This window comes from Paracoccaceae bacterium, from assembly GCA_033344815.1.
In the GTDB taxonomy this organism is placed as follows: Bacteria; Pseudomonadota; Alphaproteobacteria; order Rhodobacterales; family Rhodobacteraceae; genus Roseobacter.
Window position 1 is genome coordinate 315,828 of the sequence record JAWPMR010000001.1, and the last position, 17,773, is coordinate 333,600.

A 17,773-nucleotide genomic window follows, 5' to 3' on the forward strand; every position below is an offset into this window, starting at 1 on the left:
TATCAACGCCGTCACTAGATTTTTCGTTCCGGAGCCTCCTTTTTTTCTATTCCCGTTTGAGGTGTTAATGCGCTTTACCTTGTGATCCATCTTGTTTTAGCCCAAGCGTCGCTTTGTCGCGAATGTCACGCGTCACTGCTACAGAATTTCTCTGTCAATCAGTTTGTCTTACTACCATCACTCAAAGTTTCACCACAATCCCGACAAGCGATGTCGCAAATGCATAGTCCGACGTCCAATTTCAAGCTGTTTTCTGCCTCGCCTCGCGGCATTCTGGTCCAAAGGAGTTTGCGCGCATGCGTTATTCGGGTTTCAAAGTCATCAAAGAGGCGCTGACCGGGCATAAGGGTTGGAAACCCGCCTGGCGTGATCCAGAACCGCAAACCCATTATGACATCGTCATTATTGGCGGCGGCGGTCACGGGTTGGCGACGGCATATTACCTGGCAAAGGAATTCAAGCAAAAGCGCATTGCCGTTCTCGAAAAAGGCTGGATCGGGGGCGGCAATGTCGGGCGTAACACTACTATCATCCGCTCGAACTACCTTTTGGACGGCAATCAGCCGTTTTACGAATTCTCCCTGAAACTCTGGGAAGGGTTGGAGCAGGATTTCAATTACAACGCGATGATTTCGCAACGTGGTATTTTGAACCTGATCCATTCTGACGCACAACGTGATGCCTTCATTCGCCGTGGGAATGCGATGATCCTGAACGGGGCGGATGCAGAATTGCTCTCAACCGAACAGATCAAGGCGCGCTATCCGTTTTTAAACACAAAGGATGCACGGTTTCCGATCAAGGGTGGATTGGCGCAGCATCGCGGGGGAACCGTGCGCCATGACGCGGTGGCCTGGGGCTATGCGCGCGGTGCGGACAGCCACGGCGTGGATATTATCCAGAACTGCGAAGTTACCGGGTTTCGGATCGAAAATGGTACCTGCTCCGGGGTCGAAACATCGCGTGGTTTCATCGGCGCATCCAAGATTGGATGCGCTGTAGCGGGATCTTCCAGCCGCCTGATGTCGCATGCAAATATGCGCCTGCCTATGGAGAGTCAGGTGCTACAGGCCTTTGTCACTGAAGGATTAAAACCGGTGCTGCCGGGGGTCGTGACATTTGGGGCAGGCCATTTCTATGTTAGCCAGTCCGACAAAGGCGGGTTGGTTTTTGGCGGCGACCTGGATGGTTACAACTCCTATGCCCAACGCGGCAATCTGCCCGTGGTCGAAGACGTCTGCGAAGGCGGCATGGCGATCTTCCCGGCATTGGGGCGTGCGCGCCTGCTGCGCATGTGGGGCGGTATCATGGACATGTCGATGGATGGCTCGCCGATCATCGACCGGACCCATATCGACGGTCTCTATTTCAACGGCGGCTGGTGTTATGGCGGTTTCAAGGCAACCCCGGCGAGCGGCTTTTGTTTCGCCCATTTGCTGGCCAGGGACGCGCCCCATCCCACCGCCACGGCGTTCCGGTTTGATCGGTTCGAAAAGGGTCTCATGATAGACGAAAAAGGCGTGGGCAATCAGCCCAATCTGCATTGAGCGCACTGGAAAAACGAAATGATTATTGACCACCCCCTGCTCGGCCCGCGCGATGCCGCTGAATTCACCTATATGGGGGACGCGAAACTGATCGACCGCCCGGATTGGAAATCGGGCACAGCGGCACGGGATTTTTACGAATATGGGTATTTGCGCGACAATCCCGCTGGATGGCATGAAGAATTGTGGTTTCATGAGGCCGGGGACCGATCATGGCTGGTTGTGACACGTAACACGCTCACTCATGAAATCTCCAAGGTTGAAATGGCGCGCGATGTCGCCCGCAAGCGGGGGCGCAGCACATGAGCCAGATCAACCGACTGCCGACTGGCGGGCAAATCACGCGCGACAAAACACATAAATTCCTGTTTGATAACAAGACATACCTCGGGCATCCTGGCGATACGCTGGCTTCGGCATTGCTGGCCAATGGTGTGCGCCTGATGGGACGCTCGTTTAAATACCATCGCCCGCGCGGTGTTCTGAGCGCAGGGTCTGAGGAGCCCAACGCGCTGGTGGAGTTGCGCGGCGGCGACAGGCAGGAACCCAACACCCGCGCCACAACGGCAGAGCTTTATGATGGGTTGTTTGCCAAAAGCCAAAACCGGCTGGGGTCGCTTCGGTTTGATCTGCTCGCGATCAACGACCGGCTGTCCAATTTCTTGACCGCTGGGTTTTACTACAAAACGTTTATGTGGCCTGCTGCGTTTTGGGAAAAGCTGTATGAACCGATCATTCGCCACGCGGCTGGATTGGGCGCGCTGTCGCTCAAGGACGATCCGGACACCTATGACAAAGGGTTCCTGCATTGTGATTTGCTGATCATCGGCGCAGGACCGGCCGGGTTGGCGGCCGCGCTGACTGCCGGTCGGGCAGGTGCAGACGTCATCCTTGCGGACGAAGATTTCCGTTTGGGCGGACGGCTGAACGGCGAAACCCATGCGCTTGGCAATCAATCGGGCGCAGACTGGGCAAACGAGACCGTTGCCGAACTCGCCAGCCTGAAAAACGTGCGATTGATGTCCAGAACGACCGTGATAGGGGCCTTTGATCATGGCATTTATGGGGCGCTGGAACGCATCAGCGACCATCTGCATGCCCCCGCGCCGGGCAAACCGCGTCAAGTCCTCTGGCGTATCTATACCCGCCAAACGATACTTGCCGCAGGCGCGACCGAGCGTCCGATTGCATTTGACAACAATGACCGGCCCGGGATCATGCTGGGGTCTGCCCTGCGCACCTATGCCAACCGGTTCGCCGTAGCCGCCGACAAACGCGTCGCGATTTTCACCAATAACGACGACGGGCATCGCACGGCCACTGATCTTCACGCGAAGGGTGTAAAAATCGCTGCCGTCGTGGATGTGCGCGCGGATGCCCCGCGCAGCATGGACTACGAAGTGCTCCACGGTGAAGTGGTCAATACGCGCGGTCGACTTGGCCTTTCGTTTGTGGACCTTAAACTCGCCGATGGATCGACGCGAATTCTGGAATGCGGCGCTTTGGGTATGTCGGGCGGGTGGAACCCCAATGTGCACATGACATGCCACCAACGGGGTCGCCCGACATGGAGCAATGACATCGCGGCCTTCGTTCCGGGCAAAGACCTGCCGCCCGGAATGATCGTGGCGGGTGCAGCAAATGGCACGCTTTCCACCTTTGGCGCGCTACAGGGTGGGGCCCAAGCGGCGCGTGATGCTTTGGGTTCAAAAACTCCTCTGCCCGATCTGCCGCAAGCCGAAGATGCGCCCGTGAACCTCAAGCCATTCTGGTATGTTGAGGGCTGTTCCCGGGCTTGGCTCGATCAGCAAAACGACGTCACGGTCAAAGACGTCCGGCTCAGCCATCAGGAAGGGTTCCGCTCGGTTGAGCATCTCAAACGCTATACCACGCTGGGCATGGCCACGGATCAGGGCAAAACGTCAAACATGGGCGGCCTTGCGATTATGGCCGAACTGGCGGGCAAGACGATCCCAGAAGTTGGTACCACCATCTTCCGCCCGCCCTACACACCCACGGCCATTGGTGCCTTTGGTGGTCGCCACCGCGGCCAGGAATTCCACCCCAAACGCCTGACCCCCAGCCATAAGTGGGCGGAGGAACAAGGCGCGGTCTTTGTCGAGGTCGGCAATTGGATGCGCGCGCAGTGGTTCCCACGCGCCGGTGAAACCACATGGCGGCAAAGCGTGGACCGCGAAGTGCTCGCCACGCGGGCCTCAGTCGGTGTATGCGACGTGACAACATTGGGCAAAGTGGACGTTCAAGGGACCGACGCGGCCGCGTTCCTGAACAAAATCTATTGTAACGGCTTTGCAAACCTTGCTGTCGGCAAGACCCGCTATGGTCTGATGCTGCGTGAAGACGGCATTGCGATGGATGATGGCACCGCCGCCCGTCTGGCCGAGGATCATTTCGTCGTCACGACCACCACAGCCAACGCCCTGCCCGTCTACCGTCACATGGAATTTGTGCGTCAATGCCTGTTTCCGGATCTGGATGTGCAATTGATCTCAACGACCGAAGCCTGGGCGCAATATGCCGTATCCGGACCAAACAGTCGCCGGGTTCTCAGCAAGCTCGTCGATCAAGACATGTCAAACGAGGCGTTTCCGTTCATGGCTTGTGCCAACATCACAATCTGCGGGGGCTTGCGCGCACGGCTGTTTCGCATCTCCTTCAGCGGCGAGTTGGCTTATGAAATCGCTGCGCCGACGGCCTATGGCGATGCCTTGATGCGCAGAATTATGGACGCCGGAGCGGAGTTTGACATCACCCCTTACGGCACCGAAGCGCTTGGCGTTATGCGGATCGAAAAAGGCCACGCAGCGGGCAACGAGTTGAACGGCACCACCACTGCGCAAAATCTTGGGATGGGGCGCATGGTTTCAAAAGCCAAAGACAGCATTGGGTCCATCCTGTCGGAACGCACAGGTTTGAACGCAGAGGGTGATTTACGCCAGGTCGGGATCAAACCTGTGGATATAACCGCCACCGTGCCAGCGGGCGCGCATTTGATGGGTGCAGATGGCCCGGTGGACGCGGCTCATGCGCAGGGATATGTGACTTCAGCCTGTCATTCTCCCAATTTGGGGCATGCAATCGCGCTGGCGTTTTTGAAAGATGGCGACCAACGGTTTGGCGAACGCATGAGGCTGGTAAGCCCGCTCACAGATGTCGAAACCGAAGTAGAGATCGTCAGCGCCCATTTCATTGACCCAGAGGGGGAACGGCTTCGTGCATGATCTAAAGCCACTCACCGCTCTAGGTGGAACCGAACCCCGCAATGACCGGTTTGATCACGTGAGCATCGTGGAAAATGACGGTCTGGCATTGGCCTCTGTTGCCGCGCGCCTGGGTCAGGAAAAAGCATGCCGCGCGGCTCTAAAGTCCCTTTTGGGAGCCGTGCCAGCACCCGGAAAGGCCCGATTGCGCGACCCGAAAGCAGGCTTCTGGATGGGCCCTGATCAATGGATGATCGGTGCGCCACGCGACAGTCATGAACTGTTGGCCGAAACCCTCAAGACGCGCTTTGGCGAGTGCGCTTCGGTCACCGAACAATCCGGCGCTTGGGTCTGTTTTGATGTCATTGGAGACGGCATGGCCGATATGTGTGAACGTCTTTGCGCAGTTCCGATCCGGCGTATGCAAAGCGGTGATGCACAGCGCACCGTGATCCATCAAATGGGGTGTTTTGTCATCCGGCGCGCGGAACAAGACCACATCCGAATCCTAGGGCCGCGCGCTTCGGCAGGATCACTTCACCATGCATTGATCACGGCAGCGCAGGCGACTGCCTAGGCCTGAGGCACAATCGCGTTGTCGCGCACGCGGAACATATTGACCTTTTCACGCTCTTCGCGCGGATGGGTCGCAAAGACGTCCATATAGGTTTTAATCAGCGACGAAGATGTCGAATACCCCACGGCCAGCGCGATTTCCGTCATGGAAAGGTTGCCATATAACAGCAGCTGCCGCGCTCGATGCATGCGCAGGGATTTGTAATACCCATGCGGTGTATTGCCGGTGGTTTTGTAAAACACCCGTTCCAATTGTCGCACCGACAGGCCAACCTCTTGCGCAACATCCGCTATGTTCAATGGATCCTCGATGTGATCGGCAAACATCTCGATGGAACGGCGGACAGCAGGGGGCAACATATCGTTCGTACTTTCGGCAGCAAAGGTTGGTTTGCGTTGCGAAACCCCCTGCCCGCGCACCAAAGGATGCTGGAACCAACAGGCCACTTCTGTTGCCACATCACCGCCAGAAGCGGCCTCAATCAGGTGTAGTGACAGATCAAATGCTGCCCCCGCCCCTGAGGCCGTCACCCGGGTGCGATCAATCATAATGACGTCTTCGGTCGCTAGCAGATCGGGGAATTCGGTGGAAAACGCCGTCTCATAACACCAATGCACCGAAGTCGTGTGTTGCTCTAGCAGGCCTGAGCGCGCCAAAGGGAATATCCCGCCACTGATTGCACCCATAGTGACGCCGTGCCGGGCGAGCCTGCGCAGTTTTCCTTCGGCCTCAACAGGATGCTGAAACCGCGAGAATGGCCCGCTCAGAAGGTAGATCTGATCAAGGTCAGCCGCCTCCTTCAGGGAGAGGTCCGGCTCAAACCAGACATGCGCACTGGCCTCCACGCGCCGCCCATCCTCAGAAATCAACTGCCAGCCAAACACCTCCTGCCCAACGATCTCATTAGCTGCCCGCAGAGGTTCGATCATCGAGGTCAGGCAAGCCATGGGAAAACCCGGGAAGATCAGAAATCCAATATCAACTTTATTATTCTGGTTCATAAAAATATCCTATCAGGAAAATTCCGTGCTATTCTAGAGATCCCAGCAGACATTTTGCTTGATCTGCGCGTCTCAAAGAACCATGCGATAGTGCAATGAACATTGAAAAACCAGATGCTGCCATGACACCAACGCTGTTGAAGCAAGACCCGCACCGGGTTGTTGAGAACCGCGAAAAAAACCTCGAAGTTGCAATCGGGCGGGAAGTCCGCGCCTATCGGCGCAAGCAAGAGATTACCGTAGCGGATTTATCTGCCACAACCGGTCTTTCCATCGGGATGCTCTCCAAGATCGAAAATGGGAATACCTCGCCGTCGCTGACAACGTTGAAAACACTGGCGAATGCGCTTTCCGTTCCTTTGACCGCGTTTTTTCGTAGGTTCGAAGAGACCCGCACAGCTGTTCATACCAAAGCAGGCGAAGGCGTGGAATTGGAACGTGCCGGCACGCGCGCCAATCATCAATATGATTTGCTGGGGCATATCGGTTCAAACGCGAGCGGGGTGATTGTAGAACCCTACCTCATCACCTTGTCTAATGAGGCCGATGTTTTTCCAACCTTCCAGCATGCAGGGATTGAGACGATTTACATGCTTGAAGGCGAGGTGGATTATCGGCATGGCGATGCTGTCTACCCCCTCAAGCCCGGCGATACCCTTTTCTTTGATGCGGACGCGCCTCACGGCCCCGAAAACCTCGTAGCGCTGCCTGCCCGGTATCTTTCTGTGATCAGCTACCCACAAGACAGCTGAGGTCTGCCCAGTACTTCAACCATATAAAAATATGTTATTTGGCAGACATATACCATATATATCTAAAGTATCAAATTAATGCGATAGCCTGGACCCACATCCCTTCGGAACGGGACTGGCTCATTCTTGCAAGGCAGCTTCTGTTTCCAGTTCCGGCCATACCCCGGGCGACGTGGGTTGTCCTTCATCAAACTGAGACAGGTCGTCCAACATCATGGGGCGATTGGCGATAAAACCTTTGTAGGTCGCTGGTTCCTCAGGCAAATTACGGTGCAAACGGCGGCTCCACTTCGGCACTCTCATCACGTCCTGAAAACTGCACAGATAACAGCGGATCGGGAATACAAGCGCGTTGGAACGCGGCAACCTAGGAATTTGAGCGGGTACGACAATGCCCTTTTCAAGGGCCATTGGGACCGGGGCATGCCATTCGAAAAAGTTCATGCCAATGTCAAAATCAGGTGACCAATCGGCCTGCGCCGTCACCAGACCCGCATTTACCCATAGAATGTCATCACGTTGATCCAAAGGCCAAAATCGCTCGTGCCTGCCGCAAGATTTATTCCATCGGACCGTAAGGCAAGGTCGCCTGGCCCAGAAACGTGAAACTGTGATCAATGCGCAGAGGCTTGTCGATCCAGCGCAATGTGTGGCCGTCCCAATGCAGCTCAAACAAATCGGGTTAGCCCTTAGACTTGAACGCCGTGATCAATTCCAGCAGATTCCAGCCTTTCAGCGTCATATGAGGCAGCGATTTACAACGCAACGGATCATCCGCCAACACCTGTGCGATCCTTCATTCCTGAGACGTCGTGTTCGTCCGCATCAACGCGCTTTTAGTTGATCTATGCCATTCACGACCAGCCGTGACTTCACCGCGATATGAAAGAAGTTGCCGTCGTCAACGAACTTTTCATCAGCATTCAAAATGGAGGCATAGGTTGAGCGCCCCGTCGCAATTTTCTCGACACTGCGCATTCTGACTCCGTCGATCACATAGGCCGTAACGGCCCGGACTATATGGGTCATTTTGAGGATCGAAACATTTATCAAGCCTGCTTTGGTTCACATGAATTCTCAATCAGATTTGGCGCTTGGCAATATGGTCAAAATATCATGCGGTGCCCATCCCGTTTCAGTCTACTAACTCTCCGCCGATATCCGCAAGGCGATGCGCCACCGCGAAAGCTCTCTAAGACTGGCCAGCGGGTATTCCCCCGGTTACGACCCTCTTTTAACAACAGGTATTGAACCTCAGCCTATCGTAGCTGTCATGTGTGATGTATATGGGCCCCTCCTGATTGCAACGGTCTGTTTGGTTCTGGTTTCGAGGGCGCGATTGCTGATGTAGGTCCGGCTTCTTAGTGCTGCCAGATATATCCGTAGCCAAGAGCCCCGATGGATTTCCGCTTGCTTCCCCCTCATCGCCCCTAAGGCATCGGTGTTGACCTTGCCGATCCACACATCAGGTTCGAGAAGCAACGGGTGTGACCCTTTTCCATCTCCTGGCAGATGTTGCAATTTTCCTGAGATTGCCCTCCTTTTGTCAGCATATCGAGACAATTTTCAACTGAATGACATCTCATGAGCCGGACAGTATTCTTGATCTCTCGATAGAAGTGACCAAATTATCCGTGCGTTCTTATTTGCCAGTGCGACCGCGACGACATTCGGATGTCGCCGTTCCCGCATCCGACCGATCCACTGGCTGCGCGCATCGGTCTTCCCAGCGGCACGGCTGAGCACAGCGCGCGCTCCACGGATGAGCAATGTTCGCAAGTATCGATCGCTGCGTTTGCTGATACCGAACAGTCGAGCCTTTCCGCCACTCGAATGCTGTTTGGGAACTAACCCCAACCAAGCTGCAAATTGACGGCCGTTCTTGAAGCAGGACTTATCCCCGACTGCAGCGACCAAGGCTGTTGCTGTGATTGGCCCAACACCTTCAATTTGGCTAATGCGTTGGCACATCTCATTTCGACGGAAGAGGGTTTTGATCCGACGATTGTAACCCGCGAGCCGATTGTCCAGTTCGGCCAATTCGTCACGCATGTCGCGCAACATATCAATGAAGATATCCCCAAAGCCGCTAACGTTGCTGTCAGCAATCTCACCTAGCGCGCGCCGGATGCGAGTAATATCCCGTGCCACCACGACACTATGCTCCCCGAGTAGACCACGAACCTGGTTCACCAGCCGCGTACGATTTGCAACCACGCGCTGACGGATACGATGGACAGCCTGGATCTCAAGCTGTTCGGCGGATTTTGGTGGCAGGAACCTCATTGATGGACGACCGACTGCCTCACAAATCGCTTCTACATCATTGCGACCGTTCTTATTGGATTTCACATACGGCTTGACAAACTGAGGCGATATCAGACGCACTTCGTGACCCAAATCCGTCAGAACCCGCGCCCAATAGTGGGAACCGCAAAATGCTTTCATTCCAACAATACAAGGTTCAATTTCGGCGAAGAGCTGTGCAACGGCGTCGCGCTGCAGTGTCTTCCTCAGAACGATTTCATCCTTAGCATCGACACCGTGAACTTCAAAAACAAATTTGGCCAGATCAAAACCTATCCTCTTAATGTGTATGGTATGTATCCTCCTGTTTCCTTTTCCGAAGATGCCCCAGTTTGAGGGCGGCGGGGTCCATACCATTGCTCCTGCAATGCAAGCGCGTTTTGTGACGGTTTTGGCTCGCGTGATCGGTACCGGTCCTGTGTCAAGCCTGCGCATGTGGCTCAGGTCTGCGAAGAGCCGTTGTAGTGTTCGTGAGTCCAGGGTCAAAATCGCACTTTCGGACTTTGATGTCTTTGACCGCAATATGTTTTTCCCAGAGCTGAACGTGAACAACGCGCCCACAATTGTCTATGGATCTCCTCACTTCACCGATCCAACTTGGGTCTATGAAGCGGGCTGAAGCGGAAGTCGTTTCTCGCTTATGGCGTGGCGTAATGTGCTAACCTGCCCAAGTAGTCTTGCCTTTTTTGTCGTCGTCGCCCACAGTGCGTGGGCCATTTTTTGAGGTTTGCGGGCTAGCAGGCGATCCAGCCTACTTTACGAACCTATCCTTTTGTGTATGGCCCAACTCAGGAAGACGGTCGCACCGGTGATCAGGAGCCTTCGCAGATCGGACTTCCCCACTTTACTCACCCGGCCCAATCTGGCCTTTCCTCCGGTTGAATGTTGTCGCGGCACTTATCCGCGCAAGGTCGCAGCGTTGATAGGTCCGATGCCTAAAATATTTTGTAGCTTGCCTGCTGTGTCGTCACGCTTTGCGGTGTCTCTCATCTGCCACACAAAGGTGGCGATGGAACTGTTGAGCGTGTCGATTTGATAGAAGTTGAGCCGCGCAGCTTCCAGCGCGAAATCTGGAACGCGTTCAGCAACTGCGACCGCTGGCGCGTGAACCTCTGGTGAGTTCGTAAAAGCATGCCCTGCGCCTGCTGTTCCGGACTCTTGACCGCTACAAACCGCATATCGGGCTGCCGAACAGCAACTGCAATCGCCGATGCGTCATTTGGGGTCGTTGTTCCTGCGCTTGACGAAAAGCTTCACATAAATCCACGGGATCAATTTGCGCTTCGCGACCCCAGTTTTGGCTGGTCGCACAGGCCTCCAGCGCCACGATACGCATAGGATGGGTGGCCAACAGCTCTCTCAGTTAGCTGCGCGAATATTTGCGATTGAACACGGTCACGCCTTCGGCGTTCGTCGCACAAACCTGAAACGAGTGCTTTGCTCGGTCTTTGGATAGAACGCTAATGTCGGTCATGGATACTTCCTTTCATTCTTACTGACCTCCAACAAAGCCAGTCGGGCACATTACAATGCGGCCGTGGGAGAGAGCAGACACCCCATCAGAGTCGTAAAAGCGAAGGCCAGAATTTTTTGACTCCCGAAGGCCGCACGTTTTCCAAACGCGATGCGCCCATCTCATAGGCCGGAAATCCCGCGTGGATGATGATCTTCAGCGGGTTTGCCAGTTAACAAAAGCTTGCAGCGCACATGGCGTTGGTGACAACGATACCAGCTGCCGCCGCCTCCAGCTCTGCTACTTTTGCAGCACGTTCTGTGAGTCGTTCCTCCACGATGTTTACTCCCATGTCTGAATTTGCCGGTCTGCGACATTCCCGAATGATCGCCCTATTCGCAAACGAAAAACAGACTGTCACATTGGTAAATTCATTTTGCCCAGTAAGAAAAAAAGTTTCCTCATGGTTGAGGTTTAGGTTTTTTATGATAACTTCCCGATGGATGCTGGTCGCATCAGGCAAGTCGCGAGTCGGGAATAAAAACATGTGCGGAATCGTAGGCCTTTTTCTGAAAGACAAATCGCTGGAACCAAAGCTGGGCGACATGCTGACGTCCATGCTGATCACCATGACGGACCGTGGGCCCGACAGTGCGGGCATTGCGATTTATGGTGGCGAAACAAAAGGCCGTACTAAAATGACGGTGCAATCTGACGATCCCGGAACAGCGTTTGCTGGGTTGGAGAAAACGCTGTCTGACGTTGTTGGCGGACCGGTTCAGATGGATATCAAGAGCACGCACGCCATTCTGGACATTCCAGCGGGCACAACCGCGAAGGTCCGCGCGGCACTGGATGAAATTGGCATTCGCGTGATGAGCCGGGGCGATAGTTTGGAAATCTACAAGGAAGTCGGCCTGCCCAAGGATGTCGCGGCGCAATTCGACATCTCAAAGATGTCAGGAACGCATGGCATTGGCCACACGCGCATGGCGACAGAATCCGCTGTGACCACGATGGGCGCCCACCCTTTCAACACCGGCGACGATCAGTGCCTTGTCCACAACGGCTCGCTGTCAAACCACAATTCCCTGCGCCGCAAGCTGCGCCGTGAAGGCATTCATATTGAAACCGAAAACGATACCGAAGTCGGAGCCGCCTATCTGACCTGGCGGATGCAGACCGGCGCGACACTGGGTGAAGCCTTGACCAGCAGCCTTGATGATCTTGACGGGTTCTTCACCTTTGTGGTCGGCACCAAGGACGGGTTCGGCGTCGTGCGCGATCCGATCGCCTGCAAACCTGCGGTGATGGCGGAAACCGATCAATATGTGGCCTTTGGCTCTGAATACCGCGCGCTGGTGGACCTGCCAGGAATCGAAGCGGCACGCGTGTGGGAGCCCGAACCTGCGACGGTCTATTTCTGGAGCCACAATGACGCCCCCACAGCGACCGAGAAAGCCGCCTGATGCAAACCATTGATCTATCTGAAACTGGCCTGCGCGAGATGAACAAGACGCTTCACGCTCAGGCCGAGACGACCAACCAAACCACATGGGAAATCATCAACCCAAAAGGTGCGCATGCGATTGCCTGCGGTCTGGATGCGCCGATTGAAGTCACGGTAAAAGGGTCGACGGGGTACTACTGCGCGGGCATGAACCAAAAGGCGACCGTGAACATCCATGGGTCTGCCGGACCGGGTACGGGCGAAAACATGATGTCGGGCAAGGTCGTGATCGAGGGCGATGCGTCCCAATATGCGGGTGCCACGGGACATGGCGGGCTGCTGGTTATCAAGGGGAATGCCTCTTCGCGCTGTGGCATTTCGATGAAGGGCATCAACATTGTGGTGCACGGAAACATTGGCCACATGTCCGCGTTCATGGCGCAATCGGGAAACCTTGTGGTCTGCGGTGACGCGGGCGACGCGCTGGGGGACAGCTGCTATGAAGCGCGGCTTTTCGTGCGCGGTGAGGTGAAATCACTCGGCGCGGATTGCGAAAAGAAAGAGATGCGCCCGGAACATATTGAAATCCTGCGGGATCTATTGGCCGAGGCTGGATCAGACGCCAAACCCGAAGAGTTCACGCGTTATGGGTCCGCCCGCAACCTTTATAACTTCGATGTCGATAACGCAGCCGCGTATTGAGGATACCTGACATGAACGAACACGATCCCAAGGGTATCCCCCAGACCACGCCGCGCCAATCCGCGACCTTTACACAAGACATCAACAGTGACATCCGCCGGGCGGCGGCCACTGGAATTTACGACATCCGAGGTGGCGGCGCGAAACGCAAGGTGCCGTCCTTTGACGATCTGTTGTTCATGGGCGCGTCGATCTCGCGCTACCCTCTCGAAGGCTACCGCGAGAAATGTGAAACCTCTGTCACCATTGGCGGGTTGCACGCGGAAAACCCAATCGAGCTGGACATTCCGATCACCATTGCGGGCATGTCTTTTGGCGCGCTGTCCGGCCCGGCCAAAGAGGCTTTGGGCCGGGGTGCCTCGGCGGCGGGCACCTCCACCACCACCGGCGATGGCGGCATGACGCCCGAGGAACGCGGCCATTCCGACAAGCTAGTCTATCAATATCTGCCGTCTCGCTATGGGATGAACCCGGATGATCTGCGCAAGGCCGATGCCATTGAAATCGTCGTGGGTCAAGGAGCGAAACCCGGTGGCGGTGGCATGTTGTTGGGTCAAAAAATCAGCGACCGCGTTGCGGAAATGCGCAACCTGCCAAAAGGCATCGACCAACGTTCTGCCTGCCGCCACCCGGACTGGACCGGACCGGATGATCTTGAGATCAAGATCCTTGAGCTGCGCGAAATCACCGGTTGGAAAGTGCCGATCTATGTGAAAGTCGCAGGCGCGCGCCCCTACTATGACACCACTCTGGCCATCAAAGCGGGTGCTGACGCCATCGTTTTGGACGGCATGCAGGGCGGCACCGCTGCCACGCAGGATGTGTTCATCGAACATGTAGGACAACCAACACTGGCGATTGTGCGCCCCGCTGTTCAGGCGCTTCAGGATCTGGGCATGCACCGCAAAGTTCAATTGATCCTCTCGGGGGGTATCCGCTCAGGCGCTGATGTCGCCAAGGCCATGGCGCTTGGCGCTGATGCGGTGGCAATCGGAACGGCAGCCCTGATCGCGCTGGGGGACAATGATCCCAAATGGGAGTCAGAATACAATGCGCTTGGCACCACTGCCGGGGCTTATGATGACTGGCAGGAAGGGCTGGACCCGGCAGGGATCACAACGCAAAACCCAGACCTTATGGCGCGCTTTGATCCCATCGAAGGCGGACGGCGGTTGCGCAATTACCTTAAGGTGATGACGCTTGAGGCGCAAACAATTGCGCGCGCCTGTGGTAAAAACCATCTGCACAACCTTGAACCCGAAGACCTCGTGGCACTGACCATGGAAGCCGCAGCCATGGCGCAGGTGCCGCTGGCGGGCACCAACTGGTATCCCGGCAAGCCCGGTACTTCTTACTAATATCCAAATTGAGGGCGCGGCTGGCAATAGACCCCGCCCCATTTAATTCACGACAGGGAACACAAACGATGGCACAAGACCTCGCAAAATTCGCCGAAGACAACGGCATCAAATACTTCATGATCTCCTTCACCGATCTGTTTGGCGGGCAACGCGCCAAACTGGTGCCCGCTCGCGCGATTGCGGACATGCAAGAGGACGGCGCAGGCTTTGCCGGGTTTGCCACATGGCTGGACCTGACGCCCGCGCATCCCGATATGTTGGCCGTGCCGGATCCGGACGCGGTGATCATCCTGCCCTGGAACACCGAAATCGCCTGGGTCCCGGCCAATTGCGTGATGGAAGGCGAGCCAGTTGAACAAGCGCCCCGCAATGTGCTGTGCCGCCTGATTGACGAGACCGCGAGCGAGGGCATGCACGTCAAAACCGGCATTGAGGCCGAGTTCTTCCTGCTGACGCCAGAAGGCGATCAGATCAGCGATCCGTATGATACTGCTGCCAAGCCCTGCTATGACCAGCAGGCGTTTATGCGGCGTCTGGATGTGATCCGCGAGATCTCTGATCATATGCTGGAACTGGGTTGGAACCCGTACCAGAACGATCATGAAGACGCGAACGGCCAGTGGGAAGTGAACTGGGATTTCGATGACGCGTTGAAAACCGCAGACAAACACAGCTTTTTCAAATTCATGACGAAATGCGTCGCCGAAAAACACGGGTATCGCGCCACTTTCATGCCCAAACCCATCGAGGGTCTGACAGGCAACGGATGCCATGCACATATCTCGGTCTGGGATGCGCCGGGTGCGGATGCCAAAACCAATGTATTCGCAGGTAAAGGAGAGGGGCAAACCGGCGAGGTTGGATTGTCAGAGCGCGGCAAACATTTCCTTGGTGGCATTATGAAACATGCCAGCGCGTTGGCAGCGATCACCAATCCAACAGTGAACAGCTACAAGCGCATCAATGCACCGCGTACCATATCTGGGGCCACATGGGCGCCAAATACGGTGACGTGGACCGGTAACAACCGCACGCATATGGTGCGGGTCCCCGGCCCCGGACGGTTCGAATTGCGCCTGCCCGATGGCGCAGCCAACCCCTATTTGCTGCAAGCCGTGATCATCGCCGCTGGCCTGTCCGGCATCCGCGCCAAAGCAGACCCCGGCAAGCGGCACGACATCGACATGTACGCTGAAGGTCACAAGGTCAAAGGCGCGCCCAAATTGCCGCTGAACATGTTGGATGCCTTACGCGCCTATGATAGGGACAAGGGGCTCAAAGAGGCCATGGGCGCTGAATTCTCCGCCGCCTATCTCAAGATGAAAAACGAAGAATGGAACGACTATGCGTCCCATTTCTCTGCTTGGGAAAAAGCCAACACATTGGATATCTGATGGCTCGCTCCACGCCCCGTCTAAGGGGCGCAGATCGCGGTTAGGCGTAAGCCGCATCCACGATGAATTCCACTTTCAACTCGGCGCGGGCGAGTTTTGCCTCGCCGCAGGCTCGCGCGGGGGCATGACCGCTGGGCACCCATGCGTTCCAGACCTCGTTGAGGCCCGCGAAATCATCCATATCCGCCAACCAAATGGTCACGCGCAGCATGTTTTCACGCGATGATCCGGCCTTAATCAAAAGCGCGTCGATCTTTTCGAGGCAAATGCGCACCTGTTCCTGAATGGTATCGCCCTCTGCGACCTGCCCGGTCAGATATGCAACCCCATTGTGTTTCACAATTTTCGAGGAGCGTTCCCCGGTTTCAATACGTTCGATCATGCGCAATCCTTCATTTGGCGTTTAGCGCAACCAGCCAAAGCGGCGCGCAGACGAGCCGTATCAAAGCAAAGCGCCGCCGACCAGCACCGACAGGATCCTCCTCGGCGCCTCACCGACAATCATCAGGGTGAAAACACCCGTCGACACAGTTCCGGAGGGCAACAGAAGTAGAATCTGTATGGCAACACAGCGCCGCAGCAGGCATGGGATGCACCACGCTGCATCGCCAAATAAGGCCATCGCAAATGCCGCTGAGGCTCAGACAACGCGCTCTGTAATGATCAGATGAGACACCTGCGGCAACTGGGCAACCGTCGCCGGACCAGTTTGAGATTGGCAGTTAAGACGACCCACCAAATTTCGGGAGCACGCCAATTCCCGCAACGACCCAGAATGTGAAATAGGTCTTTCTTACACCATCGCGTCCCGCTCAATCGGGAGACCTCATACGCGTTCAATATGCAAGCTAGTTCAGCTTGGCGTTGTTCGCATTTCCTCAGAATAATATCGATTTATGGGGTGGATCCCGGCCCACTCCAACAAACATTTTCACATAGAGATCCCCACTATGAAAAAGCGAATTGCGGTTCTTGGCGCGGAACCCTCCGGCCTGAGACAGCTACGCGCGTTTCAGTCCCCTCAGGAAGAAGGTGCCGATATCCCCGAGATCTATGGTCTTGAAAAACTGGTGAACTCGGGAGGTTTGTGAATCCACGCATGGCAAACCGGTGCATGGATTGATGTACCGGTACTTGCGGACAAATGGCCCTGAGGAAGGCCTCGAATTCGCTGATTTCAGTCTCGAAGAGCGCTCTGGCCCCACCCGCTCCGTTCAGTTCTGATTGATGACATCTAGGGGCGCGCGTTGAAAAGGCTGGTGTATGCGTTGGGATCTGGATTGAAACTGCGCTGCGTTGGGTGGAAAAGACGAACGCGGGACTCAATGTCTCGGGTTCCCATTTTCCTGAAGACCGCACGTATACAAAACATTTTGATCATGGGAGCGTGGCGAACGGACATTTCAGCAGGCCAAATGTATCCCATTTTGAGGAGTTCGATTCTTTTCAAGGTCGGGTCCTGCAGGCCCAAGACTTATGAGACGCGTTGGCATTCGGTGACAAGAATATTCTAATCGTCAGCAAGTGCTATTCTGTCAAAGGCATCGGATCGAAATTGTGGAAATATGGCGCCAAAAGCATCACCATCAGCCAACCTAAGGAACTGTTGGCCACACCTGAGCAAAGACGAGGATTACGGGACGACTTGGAAAATGAACCCGCCGGCAAATTCCGATCTGCTGTAAACCCGGCTTTCATAGTGACCCGATGAGGCCGGGCATCAGCATAGGCTTGCCAGACGGAATTCCCATTTGGCCATACGATAAACTGTCGATGCCGTATTTACGGTGGCAAACGAGAAAACCCAGTTACTTCGCGACAAAGCACAGCTTGCGATCAGGGAAAGGACCACGGATGTAAAACGTCGCCGCACGCCCTCTTGGTCATTGTCGCGCAATACCCGGCCGCGCGAGAAAAATTTGCTTTTCCGGCACAGCTCGTGGAGCTTTGTGCCGCCTAATGTTCTTTGTTATCCGAATGATCTGTTTGTTTGAAAACCTGCGTTCCA

Annotated in this window: 16 protein-coding genes and 2 pseudogenes; 11 read left to right on the forward strand and 7 right to left on the reverse strand. The window is 55.6% G+C overall.

Annotated elements, in window-relative coordinates; genetic code table 11:
• The first annotated feature begins 296 nt into the window (after positions 1-296).
• The 4 genes from R8G34_01525 to R8G34_01540 are packed head-to-tail and all read left to right on the forward strand — an operon-like array spanning position 297 to position 5,345.
• Complete coding sequence (locus R8G34_01525; protein MDW3221565.1) at positions 297-1,547, forward strand: sarcosine oxidase subunit beta family protein; 1,251 nt, start codon at positions 297-299, stop codon at positions 1,545-1,547.
• Positions 1,548-1,565: 18 nt separating this feature from the next.
• Positions 1,566-1,853: a sarcosine oxidase subunit delta gene (locus R8G34_01530; protein MDW3221566.1), complete on the forward strand. Its 288-nt coding sequence runs from the start codon at positions 1,566-1,568 to the stop codon at positions 1,851-1,853.
• Positions 1,850-4,789, forward strand: a complete 2,940-nt coding sequence (locus tag R8G34_01535) for a sarcosine oxidase subunit alpha family protein (protein ID MDW3221567.1) — start codon at positions 1,850-1,852, stop codon at positions 4,787-4,789. The genes R8G34_01530 and R8G34_01535 overlap by 4 nt, the downstream gene beginning before the upstream one ends.
• Entirely contained in the window at positions 4,782-5,345 is a 564-nt protein-coding gene (locus R8G34_01540) for a sarcosine oxidase subunit gamma (protein ID MDW3221568.1), read from the forward strand. Before R8G34_01535 ends, R8G34_01540 begins: the two co-directional genes overlap by 8 nt.
• On the opposite strand, the gene R8G34_01545 is transcribed toward R8G34_01540, so the two are convergent.
• The gene (locus R8G34_01545; protein ID MDW3221569.1) at positions 5,342-6,346 is read right to left on the reverse strand and encodes a GlxA family transcriptional regulator; all 1,005 of its coding nucleotides are present in this window, start codon (positions 6,344-6,346) and stop codon (positions 5,342-5,344) included. The genes R8G34_01540 and R8G34_01545 overlap by 4 nt on opposite strands.
• A gap of 122 nt (positions 6,347-6,468) precedes the next feature.
• On the opposite strand from R8G34_01545, the gene R8G34_01550 reads away from it, so the two are divergent.
• The gene (locus R8G34_01550) at positions 6,469-7,098 is read left to right on the forward strand and encodes a cupin domain-containing protein (GenBank protein MDW3221570.1); all 630 of its coding nucleotides are present in this window, start codon (positions 6,469-6,471) and stop codon (positions 7,096-7,098) included.
• Positions 7,099-7,218: 120 nt separating this feature from the next.
• On the opposite strand, the pseudogene R8G34_01555 reads toward R8G34_01550, so the two are convergent.
• The 3 genes and pseudogenes from R8G34_01555 to R8G34_01565 form a co-directional block, all read right to left on the reverse strand.
• Positions 7,219-7,934, reverse strand: a pseudogene (locus R8G34_01555) (DUF3445 domain-containing protein).
• Complete coding sequence (locus R8G34_01560) at positions 7,924-8,127, reverse strand: hypothetical protein (protein ID MDW3221571.1); 204 nt, start codon at positions 8,125-8,127, stop codon at positions 7,924-7,926. The pseudogene R8G34_01555 and the gene R8G34_01560 overlap by 11 nt, the downstream one beginning before the upstream one ends.
• A gap of 537 nt (positions 8,128-8,664) precedes the next feature.
• Entirely contained in the window at positions 8,665-9,696 is a 1,032-nt protein-coding gene (locus tag R8G34_01565) for an IS110 family transposase (GenBank protein MDW3221572.1), read from the reverse strand.
• Between the two features lie 76 nt (positions 9,697-9,772).
• Here R8G34_01565 and R8G34_01570 point away from each other — a divergent pair, with 76 nt between their 5' ends.
• Positions 9,773-10,024 carry a hypothetical protein gene (locus R8G34_01570; protein MDW3221573.1) on the forward strand — a complete coding sequence of 84 codons (252 nt, stop codon included), beginning with the start codon at positions 9,773-9,775 and terminating at the stop codon, positions 10,022-10,024.
• Between the two features lie 182 nt (positions 10,025-10,206).
• On the opposite strand, the pseudogene R8G34_01575 reads toward R8G34_01570, so the two are convergent.
• Positions 10,207-10,308 (reverse strand): annotated as a pseudogene (locus R8G34_01575) (transposase).
• A gap of 782 nt (positions 10,309-11,090) precedes the next feature.
• The gene (locus R8G34_01580) at positions 11,091-11,405 is read right to left on the reverse strand and encodes a hypothetical protein (GenBank protein ID MDW3221574.1); all 315 of its coding nucleotides are present in this window, start codon (positions 11,403-11,405) and stop codon (positions 11,091-11,093) included.
• Here R8G34_01580 and R8G34_01585 point away from each other — a divergent pair.
• From R8G34_01585 to glnT, 4 genes are all read left to right on the forward strand, one after another.
• The gene (locus R8G34_01585) at positions 11,404-12,327 is read left to right on the forward strand and encodes a glutamine amidotransferase family protein (protein ID MDW3221575.1); all 924 of its coding nucleotides are present in this window, start codon (positions 11,404-11,406) and stop codon (positions 12,325-12,327) included. The genes R8G34_01580 and R8G34_01585 overlap by 2 nt on opposite strands.
• Positions 12,327-13,010, forward strand: a complete 684-nt coding sequence (locus R8G34_01590) for a GXGXG domain-containing protein (protein MDW3221576.1) — start codon at positions 12,327-12,329, stop codon at positions 13,008-13,010. Before R8G34_01585 ends, R8G34_01590 begins: the two co-directional genes overlap by 1 nt.
• A gap of 11 nt (positions 13,011-13,021) precedes the next feature.
• Positions 13,022-14,368: an FMN-binding glutamate synthase family protein gene (locus tag R8G34_01595; protein MDW3221577.1), complete on the forward strand. Its 1,347-nt coding sequence runs from the start codon at positions 13,022-13,024 to the stop codon at positions 14,366-14,368.
• Positions 14,369-14,436: 68 nt separating this feature from the next.
• The gene (glnT, locus tag R8G34_01600; protein ID MDW3221578.1) at positions 14,437-15,765 is read left to right on the forward strand and encodes a type III glutamate--ammonia ligase; all 1,329 of its coding nucleotides are present in this window, start codon (positions 14,437-14,439) and stop codon (positions 15,763-15,765) included.
• A gap of 40 nt (positions 15,766-15,805) precedes the next feature.
• Here glnT and R8G34_01605 read toward each other — a convergent pair whose 3' ends face one another.
• Positions 15,806-16,147 (reverse strand): RidA family protein, encoded by a 342-nt coding sequence (locus R8G34_01605; protein MDW3221579.1) that lies wholly within the window; start codon positions 16,145-16,147, stop codon positions 15,806-15,808.
• A gap of 568 nt (positions 16,148-16,715) precedes the next feature.
• Between R8G34_01605 and R8G34_01610 the strand changes: the two genes are divergently transcribed.
• On the forward strand, positions 16,716-16,856 hold the full coding sequence (locus R8G34_01610; protein ID MDW3221580.1) for a hypothetical protein: 141 nt from the start codon (positions 16,716-16,718) through the stop codon (positions 16,854-16,856).
• Positions 16,857-17,773 lie beyond the last annotated feature (917 nt).

Coding starts and splice junctions, on each gene's coding strand:
- R8G34_01525 (MDW3221565.1), top strand. CDS start 297: ATGCGTTATTCGGGTTTCAAAGTCATCAAAGAGGCGCTGACCGGGCAT.
- R8G34_01530 (MDW3221566.1), top strand. CDS start 1,566: ATGATTATTGACCACCCCCTGCTCGGCCCGCGCGATGCCGCTGAATTC.
- R8G34_01535 (MDW3221567.1), top strand. CDS start 1,850: ATGAGCCAGATCAACCGACTGCCGACTGGCGGGCAAATCACGCGCGAC.
- R8G34_01545 (MDW3221569.1), bottom strand. CDS start 6,346: ATGAACCAGAATAATAAAGTTGATATTGGATTTCTGATCTTCCCGGGT.
- R8G34_01550 (MDW3221570.1), top strand. CDS start 6,469: ATGACACCAACGCTGTTGAAGCAAGACCCGCACCGGGTTGTTGAGAAC.
- R8G34_01560 (MDW3221571.1), bottom strand. CDS start 8,127: ATGACCCATATAGTCCGGGCCGTTACGGCCTATGTGATCGACGGAGTC.
- R8G34_01570 (MDW3221573.1), top strand. CDS start 9,773: ATGCAAGCGCGTTTTGTGACGGTTTTGGCTCGCGTGATCGGTACCGGT.
- R8G34_01585 (MDW3221575.1), top strand. CDS start 11,404: ATGTGCGGAATCGTAGGCCTTTTTCTGAAAGACAAATCGCTGGAACCA.
- R8G34_01580 (MDW3221574.1), bottom strand. CDS start 11,405: ATGTTTTTATTCCCGACTCGCGACTTGCCTGATGCGACCAGCATCCAT.
- R8G34_01590 (MDW3221576.1), top strand. CDS start 12,327: ATGCAAACCATTGATCTATCTGAAACTGGCCTGCGCGAGATGAACAAG.
- R8G34_01595 (MDW3221577.1), top strand. CDS start 13,022: ATGAACGAACACGATCCCAAGGGTATCCCCCAGACCACGCCGCGCCAA.
- glnT (MDW3221578.1), top strand. CDS start 14,437: ATGGCACAAGACCTCGCAAAATTCGCCGAAGACAACGGCATCAAATAC.
- R8G34_01605 (MDW3221579.1), bottom strand. CDS start 16,147: ATGATCGAACGTATTGAAACCGGGGAACGCTCCTCGAAAATTGTGAAA.
- R8G34_01610 (MDW3221580.1), top strand. CDS start 16,716: ATGAAAAAGCGAATTGCGGTTCTTGGCGCGGAACCCTCCGGCCTGAGA.